The 7,885-nt window shown below is 34.2% G+C and carries 10 protein-coding genes; all 10 read right to left on the bottom strand.

The features are described 5' to 3' along the window. Positions 1 to 420 (bottom strand): SPFH domain-containing protein (locus AACY61_RS05635; protein WP_339610609.1); only part of this gene is annotated, 420 nt, incomplete at its 3' end. A gap of 54 nt (positions 421 to 474) precedes the next feature. Beyond that, positions 475 to 2,505 carry a VWA domain-containing protein gene (locus AACY61_RS05630; protein ID WP_339610608.1) on the bottom strand — a complete coding sequence of 677 codons (2,031 nt, stop codon included), beginning with the start codon at positions 2,503 to 2,505 and terminating at the stop codon, positions 475 to 477. Between the two features lie 50 nt (positions 2,506 to 2,555). After that, positions 2,556 to 3,302, bottom strand: a complete 747-nt coding sequence (fabG, locus tag AACY61_RS05625) for a 3-oxoacyl-[acyl-carrier-protein] reductase (protein WP_339610607.1) — start codon at positions 3,300 to 3,302, stop codon at positions 2,556 to 2,558. A 108-nt stretch (positions 3,303 to 3,410) separates the two neighbouring features. Further along, a complete protein-coding gene (gene sucD / locus AACY61_RS05620) occupies positions 3,411 to 4,283 on the bottom strand; it encodes a succinate--CoA ligase subunit alpha (RefSeq protein WP_339610606.1) in 873 nt (290 codons plus the stop codon). A 61-nt stretch (positions 4,284 to 4,344) separates the two neighbouring features. Then, positions 4,345 to 4,761 (bottom strand): nuclear transport factor 2 family protein, encoded by a 417-nt coding sequence (locus AACY61_RS05615; protein ID WP_339610605.1) that lies wholly within the window; start codon positions 4,759 to 4,761, stop codon positions 4,345 to 4,347. A 6-nt stretch (positions 4,762 to 4,767) separates the two neighbouring features. Further along, the gene (locus AACY61_RS05610; RefSeq protein WP_339610604.1) at positions 4,768 to 5,709 is read right to left on the bottom strand and encodes a UDP-3-O-(3-hydroxymyristoyl)glucosamine N-acyltransferase; all 942 of its coding nucleotides are present in this window, start codon (positions 5,707 to 5,709) and stop codon (positions 4,768 to 4,770) included. Next, positions 5,706 to 6,089, bottom strand: a complete 384-nt coding sequence (locus AACY61_RS05605; protein WP_339610603.1) for a methylglyoxal synthase — start codon at positions 6,087 to 6,089, stop codon at positions 5,706 to 5,708. The genes AACY61_RS05610 and AACY61_RS05605 overlap by 4 nt, the downstream gene beginning before the upstream one ends. Then, entirely contained in the window at positions 6,089 to 6,442 is a 354-nt protein-coding gene (locus AACY61_RS05600; protein ID WP_339610602.1) for a hypothetical protein, read from the bottom strand. The genes AACY61_RS05605 and AACY61_RS05600 overlap by 1 nt, the downstream gene beginning before the upstream one ends. A 79-nt stretch (positions 6,443 to 6,521) precedes the next feature. Beyond that, positions 6,522 to 7,088: an elongation factor P gene (gene efp / locus AACY61_RS05595; RefSeq protein ID WP_339610601.1), complete on the bottom strand. Its 567-nt coding sequence runs from the start codon at positions 7,086 to 7,088 to the stop codon at positions 6,522 to 6,524. A 36-nt stretch (positions 7,089 to 7,124) separates the two neighbouring features. Beyond that, positions 7,125 to 7,885 (bottom strand): acyl-ACP--UDP-N-acetylglucosamine O-acyltransferase (gene lpxA, locus AACY61_RS05590; RefSeq protein WP_339610600.1); only part of this gene is annotated, 761 nt, incomplete at its 5' end.

Here is a 7,885-nt window from a genome sequence, read left to right as displayed (position 1 = left end):
CAATTGTTCCGGAGTGTTACGCCCTACAACACTTCTGGCAGCTGAACGTATTGCAGGCTGTAAAACACGCTGCACATACAACTCACCTTTTTGTTGGTGTAAGTTTCCTAAGTTTTCATACTCCGGTTGATACCATATAGAAGCATCAATTCTAATATCAAGTCCGTTTGATGAAAGGGCTTCGATTTTTTCTGAAAGTTCTTGCTGTCTTACTTCATAAATTGTTACACTATTCCATGGAGCAATAATATGAAAACCTTCATTAAGTGCTGGCTCTTCAGTTACAACACCATCAGCTAAGGGTTTGTATAATACTCCCGCAGACCCTGCACCTACTGTTGTTATAGATTTAGTTAGTAAAATGATTACTACGATAATTATAAAAATTAAAGGCAATCCAATTTTTGGCATTTTTTCCATAGCTATTTTATTGATTTTAAATATTTAAAAGTTGAATAAATTAAAAATTTCAGATTAGATCAATCCAAAATATTTTCTACTGAACCACTCAATTGCTAAAAGAGCAATCAAAATGAACAACAGTATTTTCCAATCCAGCAAAGTTACGATTTTTTGTTCACTTTTCTCAATGGTTGTGTACCTTCTGTCATTTAATAAATCTTGCTCCAGTTCTGTAAAGTTTTCAATAAAATAAGCAGCTCCATTAGTTGCAGTTGAAAGACGGCTTAGCTTGTTTACATCAGCGTTCAAAAACTGTTGTTCAACATTAAATTCTAAGACACTAAAACTCCCGGAGACATTTACAGGCTCTTCAGTTACACTTACAGTATAAGAATATTCACCCGGCTCAAGATTACTTAAATTAACTTCATAAAAATTTGATTTTAAAAGTAAGGGAAATGTGTTTGACTGTTGTGTTTCATTATTTTTTACTGTAATGTTTAAAGATGCACGGTTATTAAACTCATAATTTTTATCAAAAAATTGAGCTTTAATCTTAATATCACCATTATTATAGTAGAATGACTCGGCTTCTACATCCAATCTTGTCTTGTTTTTATCTGACGAAAGATATTGTACTAAATTATTGATAAAATCATCGAATGGCCTAAAGCTGCCATTCTTCACATAAATATTTGATCGCCATTTCCAGATATTTTCTGCGTCAAGAAACGCAAACCTTTGTGTTCCTGATTCGTATGTTGATAGAAGGGCATTTTCTGTTGTAATATCTAAAATTTGTTGTTTTAAGAGAACCTCGTGTGCGCCTTTAAAAGTTAAATCGCCTAAAGAAGATTTCAGAGGTGGAAGATTGTTGAAGCCAATATCATCTACTGAAAAAAGTGAATAAGCTGTGTTTAATACTCCCTGAACTTCTTCTGTGCTATAGGCCGTTTTATTAAAATTGTTTTGCACCCGATTTAGAAAAGTCCAGTTTGTTTGCGATCCGGCGATTATAAAAGCGTTTAAGTTTAGGCGATCAATTTCCTCAAATATCTGTCCAAAACGACTGGTTGGCTGGTATAAAATAACCAGTTGAAAATCAGTTATATTTTTTAAGGCCTCGTTAGGGTTTTCTACTGTAATTTTTCTTTGTTCATTACTGCTTATAGCCTTCTTAAGAGCACCAATATCAGGATGCACAATATCTGAAACTAAAAGGATGTTTGTAGCCTGATCAATTACTTCTACAGCAAATACATTTTGATTATTTGAACTATTTTTTTCATCTGTAAGACTCCCGATTTCAGCAGTATATTTTTGAACTCCAACCCTATTTGCAGGTAGTGTAAAGTTTAAGACTTGAGAAGACTGAGATTCATTTAAGTTAACTGTTTGTTGATAAACAGTTAAGCCATCTTTTTTAACAGTGAAAATTGTAGTTTCAGAGGTGTTTCCTGAATACAACAAAAAAACTTCAACCGGAAATTCATTATTGAGGTATGTATATCGATTTACATTAATTCTGTTAATAGAAACATCTTTATAAGTTGTTGTATCACCTAGAATGACTGGGTAGATTGGCTGACTTAAATTATGTGAAACAAACTCATAATCATCACCAAATGTTTGATTTCCGTCAGTTAATAAAACAATTGGTGTCACTTTGTTTTTGTAAACCTCATTCAATGAAAGAAGTGGCTGAGAAAGCTTCGTTTGTTTTTCTGTAAATGATAAAGAGTCTAGTGTTCTAAGGTTTTCTCCAAAACTATAAAAATCGATATCAAACCTGCTTTGAAGTGCTTCATTATTTTTGAAAAAACTAACAGCATTTTGAGTTTCCTGAGACTTTTCAAGGTATTTTACAGATTCGGAGTTGTCAACCAAAACTGCGAGTCCGGGTTTCTCGTTAAACTGTGTCGTGTTGTAAAACTTTGGATTGATTAACAAAAGCAACAGGATGAACACACTTAAAAACCGTAAGGCACCAAAATACCACCGAAGCTTGATAGAGAGTTTAGATTTATATCCATAAAAATAACTTGCAATACTAATAGCAACAAGGACTGCTAAAATGATATAAAACAAAGAATCTTCATGCATATAGTTCTAGAGTATGCCTATTAATTAATTTATTTTTACTTAGGATTTTGTTAAGTTAACATTCCACCATCTACATTTAGTACCTGCCCGGTAACATATGTTGATAAGTCACTCGCTAAAAATACGCAAGCATTGGCAATGTCTTCAGGTGTTCCCCCACGTTTTAATGGGATTGCATCTCTCCAACCTTGAACAGTACTTTCATCCAGTTTTGCAGTCATTTCAGTTTCAATAAAGCCCGGTGCTATTGCGTTGCAGCGAATGTTTCTGGAACCTAATTCTAAAGCAACAGATTTTGTGAACCCAATTATACCTGCTTTTGAAGCAGCATAGTTTGTTTGTCCGGCATTTCCTTTTACACCTACAACAGAACTCATATTTATGATTGAACCTTGACGTTGTTTAAGCATTGTGCGCTGAACTGCTTTTGTCATATTAAACACAGACTTGAGATTGACCTCAATAACTTTGTCGAAATCTTCCTCAGAAATACGCATCAAAAGATTGTCTTTTGTAATACCGGCATTATTGATCAAAATATCTATACTTCCAAATTCTTTAACTACTTCTTCTGCTAGTTCTTGCGATTGCTGATAGTTTGCTGCGTCACTTTTATAAGCTTTGGCTTTGACGCCTTCTTTTGTGAGTTGATTTTCTAATTCTAAAGCTGCTTCCTCTGAAGAGCTGAATGTAAATGCTACATTAGCACCGTTTTTTGCAAACACTTCTGCTATTCCTTTACCGATTCCTCTACTCCCCCCTGTTATGATTGCTGTTTTTCCTGTTAGTAGTTTCATAAACTGGTTTAAATTTATAGTTGTCTTCAAATATACACATTTGCAATAGGAACAAACAAAAAAACCCTTCGATTTTCGAAAGGTTTTATGTTAATAATATTAGAATTTTTAGGATAGTACTTCTGCTACTTTTTTTCCTATTTCTGCAGGTGAATCTACCACGTGAATACCGTGATCTCTCATAATTTTCTTTTTAGCAGCAGCGGTATCTTCACTACCTCCAACAATAGCTCCTGCGTGTCCCATTGTTCTTCCTGCGGGTGCAGTTTCACCAGCAATAAAACCTACTACAGGCTTTTTGCTTCCACTTTCTTTGTACCATTTTGCTGCGTCTGCTTCAAGTTGGCCTCCAATTTCACCAATCATTACTACACATTCTGTTTCATCATCATTGATTAATAATTCCAAGGCTTCTTTAGTTGTTGTTCCAATGATGGGGTCACCTCCTATTCCAATTGCTGTAGTAATTCCCAAACCTTGTTTGACAACTTGATCTGCTGCTTCATAGGTAAGAGTACCTGATTTTGAAACTAACCCTACGGTTCCTTTCTTAAAAACAAAACCTGGCATAATTCCAACTTTTGCCTCCTCAGGAGTAATAACGCCGGGACAATTGGGACCTACTAGTCTACACTGCTTGTTTTTGATATAATTATTAGCTTTAATCATATCAGCAACTGGAATTCCTTCTGTAATTGTAATAATTACTTTAATGCCGGCATCTGCAGCTTCCATAATTGCATCGGCGGCAAAAGCAGGAGGCACAAAAATGATTGAAGTATCTGCTCCAGTTTTTTCTACAGCTTCAGAAACAGTATTAAAAACCGGTTTATCTAAATGGGTCTGTCCGCCTTTTCCTGGTGTAACACCACCAACAACATTGGTTCCATACTCTATCATTTGACTAGCATGAAATGTGCCTTCACTTCCGGTAAAACCTTGAACTATTATTTTAGAATTTTTATTAACTAGAACACTCATTGAATTATATTGTTTTTGTGAATTTGACTGCAAAAATAAACTTTTAAAACGAGTATAAAAATTATACTTTAACTCTGTGATAAGATTTTTGTGTGTCATCTTTATCTGTCACCGGCTGACTGATTTGATATCCTTTATAAAGTTTATCATCTTTAACTTCCCAAATTGCTATAAAATGGGCAATACCCATTTCTTCATTGGGGTTTTCTAAAGTAGTAATGTAATATTTATAGCGAATAGTTACAAAATTATCATCCTGAAGTAAATGGCTGATTTCTATTCTCATATCAGCATAATTGCGTTTTATTTCATCAAAAAAATCATTTAAATCATCGAAATTTAATATTGAAAGCCCGTCTGTTGTGCTATTCCAAATTAAGGTAAGCTCAGGATGAATAAAATGTTCAATTAAACGCTCATTTTTTATAAAATCTGATTCATAAAAGGACTGAACGATCTTTTTTGCTTTCTTACTCATGCTATTTTATTTTTTCAATTTATTTATTTCTTCCAAAAGTGAAGGAATTAATTTTATAGAGGCAATTTCTTTATACTTTGATCTGAAATCATCTGCAGGTGTTCCAAAATATGATTTTCCGCCTTCTAATGTTTTGCTAATGCCAGATTGTGCAGAGATAACAGCTTTTTTTCCGATTGTTATACCGCTAGTTACACCTACCTGGCCCCAAAGTGTGACTTCATCTTCTATCACTACGCACCCGGCAATTCCTGTTTGTGAAGCAATTAAACATTTATTTCCTATTAAAGTGTCGTGACCAATATGCACTTGATTATCAATTTTAGTTCCTTCTCCAATCGTTGTATCGCCCGTCACTCCTTTATCAATTGTACAGGCGGCTCCAATATCTACGTGGTTTTTAATAATTACCCTGCCTCCACTAATTAATTTATCAAAACCTTCAGGTCTGTTTTTATAGTAAAAAGCATCAGAACCCAAAACTGATCCTGCATGGATGGTTACATTGTCACCTATCACCGTATTGTCATAAATGGAAACATTTGAATGAATGAGACAATTATTACCAATTTTTACATTGTTTCCTATAAATACATTAGGCTGTATGACTGTTCCTTCTCCTACTTGTGATGTAACTGAAATAGAAGTTTTTGAGGCAATAAAAGGATTGAAGTGAATCGTGAGTTTATTAAAATCTCTGAATGGGTCGTCTGAAATTAAAAGTGCTTTACCTTCCGGACACTCTACTTGTTTATTAATTAATATAGTAGTTGCAGCAGATTTCAGAGCTTTTTCATAATATTTTGGGTGATCAACAAAAACAATATCGCCGGGCTCTACAACATGTATTTCATTCATTCCTAAAACTGGAAATTCTGCATGTCCCACATAGTCACAGTTTATAATTTTTGCGATCGACTCTAAAGATTGTTGAGGGGTAAATTTCATTGTCCTTTCTGATTTTGGTAATGTTCAAGTAGTATTTCGCCGGCGGCATGATTTGTAGCCAGTGGTATATTATGTACATCGCACAACCGCATAAGCATAGAAACATCTACTTCGTGGGGATGTTTTCCTAAAGGATCTCTAAAAAAAATAACGGATGTTATTTCACCTCGGCTTACCATTGCGGCTATTTCAGCATCTCCCCCCATGGGACCGCTTTGAACTACCTCTAATTTTTCGACACCTGCATCTCGAATCATTTTTCCGGTAGTACCTGTTGCAACAATATTTACGCAGTCTTTATTAAAAAACTGTAATCTTCGCATTACAAAGGCTACCATTTCAGGTTTTTTATTATCATGAGCAATTAGGGCAAATTTCATCAATTTAACTTTCGTTTTAAAGTTAGTTCAGGTCCATCTAAAAATGCTTGTCCAATTTTTATTTCATTATTCTTTTTTGTGAATGACCATTTTGAATTATCAATACTAAGAAGTAACTCATTTGCTTGATTTTCGAGCGGTAAACCTATATAATCTTTTTCTAAATTGTAATTATATGTGCCAGGGGTATGAACTAATACAGTATCTCCTGTAACAATAAGACTACCATTATTCTTAAAATTGTAAATGACTTGGTGTTTTTCAAGATCTGTAAATTTGTTTTTAGCACCTTGGGCCATTTGATTTTTCTGGATGTCAATTAACAACCAATTTCCAACAATGGAATCATTCATTGTTTTTTGACTAGAGTTACAACTTAGAATAAGTATTGGTAAAAAAGTGATAATTTTTAGATTGTTTAACATACTATAATCATTCTTTTACTCTTTCTTTATATGTTCCTTTGTCTGTTTCAATTTTAATTTTATCTCCTTCATTTATAAAGAGAGGGACATTTACTACGGCACCAGTTTCAACAGTAGCTGGTTTTGTGGCGTTTGTAGCTGTATTACCTTTTACTCCGGGTTCAGTAGCTGTAACTTCAAGAACGACACTGGCAGGCATTTCAACAGACAGTGGCAAATTGTCTTCTGTATTTATTAATATTGTAACTACTTCACCTTCTTTAAGTAAACCTGGATTGTCTAAAGCGCTTTCCTTTAATTGTATTTGAGAAAAATCTTCAACATCCATAAAATGATAAAAATCATTATCATTGTATAAAAATTGAAACTTGTTGGTCATGACTTTTACTTCATCAATTTTATGACCTGCAGAAAAAGTATTGTCAATTACTTTTCCGCTTGTTACACTTTTTAATTTAGTTCTGACAAAAGCAGGGCCCTTCCCTGGTTTTACGTGAAGAAATTCAATTACTTTAAAAATATCGTGATTGTATTTTATACATAGTCCATTTCTAATATCTGATGTAGTTGCCATAGTTTTTTTATTAGTAATTAATGTGTCTTTTTAGGTTTAAATTGAGCTTACATATCCTTTCATGATACCTCTTTGTGAATTTTTGATAAACTGGAGAATTTCATCACGTTCAGGTGTGGCTTCCATTTCAGCTTCAATAATTTCTGAAGCTTGTGAATTGTTATAATTTTTTTGATAAAGAATGCGGTAAATGTCTTGAATTTCTCTTATTTTTTCTGTTGAGAAGCCTCTCCGTCTAAGTCCGATTGAATTTATCCCAACATAGGAAAGAGGTTCCCTCCCTGCTTTTACATAAGGAGGCACATCTTTTCTTACCAAAGAACCTCCTGTAACAAATGCATGGCTTCCAATCATACAAAATTGCTGTATAGCCGCCATTCCGGCTAAAACAACATGATCACCCACAGTAATATGACCGGCTAAGGTACTGTTGTTTGAAAACACACAATTATCACCTACAATACAATCATGAGCAATATGACAATAGGCCATAATCCAACAGTTTTTACCAACTACTGTTTTCATGCGGTCTTTAGTTCCACGATTAATGGTGACAAATTCCCGAATTGTAGTCCCGTCACCAATTTCAACAGTTGTATCTTCATCCTGAAATTTTAAATCCTGTGGAATTGCTGAAATCACAGCGCCCGGAAAGATATTGCAATTCTTTCCAATTCGTGCTCCTTCCATGATGGTGACATTAGATCCTATCCAGGTCCCCTCTCCTATTACAACATTATTGTGAATGGTTGTAAAAGGTTCAATTACTACATTTTTTGCGATTTTGGCGCCCGGAT

This window comes from uncultured Planktosalinus sp., assembly GCF_963973675.1.
GTDB lineage: Bacteria > Bacteroidota > Bacteroidia > Flavobacteriales > Flavobacteriaceae > Planktosalinus.
This window is presented reverse-complemented; position numbering and strand designations above follow the sequence as displayed.

What these genes read in the sequence shown, in the direction of transcription:
- AACY61_RS05605 (WP_339610603.1), bottom strand. Translation starts at nt 6,089, where the DNA reads ATGAAATTTGCCCTAATTGCTCATGATAATAAAAAACCTGAAATGGTA.
- efp (WP_339610601.1), bottom strand. Translation starts at nt 7,088, where the DNA reads ATGGCAACTACATCAGATATTAGAAATGGACTATGTATAAAATACAAT.
- AACY61_RS05600 (WP_339610602.1), bottom strand. Translation starts at nt 6,442, where the DNA reads ATGAATGATTCCATTGTTGGAAATTGGTTGTTAATTGACATCCAGAAA.
- AACY61_RS05630 (WP_339610608.1), bottom strand. Translation starts at nt 2,505, where the DNA reads ATGCATGAAGATTCTTTGTTTTATATCATTTTAGCAGTCCTTGTTGCT.
- AACY61_RS05615 (WP_339610605.1), bottom strand. Translation starts at nt 4,761, where the DNA reads ATGAGTAAGAAAGCAAAAAAGATCGTTCAGTCCTTTTATGAATCAGAT.
- sucD (WP_339610606.1), bottom strand. Translation starts at nt 4,283, where the DNA reads ATGAGTGTTCTAGTTAATAAAAATTCTAAAATAATAGTTCAAGGTTTT.
- fabG (WP_339610607.1), bottom strand. Translation starts at nt 3,302, where the DNA reads ATGAAACTACTAACAGGAAAAACAGCAATCATAACAGGGGGGAGTAGA.
- AACY61_RS05610 (WP_339610604.1), bottom strand. Translation starts at nt 5,709, where the DNA reads ATGAAATTTACCCCTCAACAATCTTTAGAGTCGATCGCAAAAATTATA.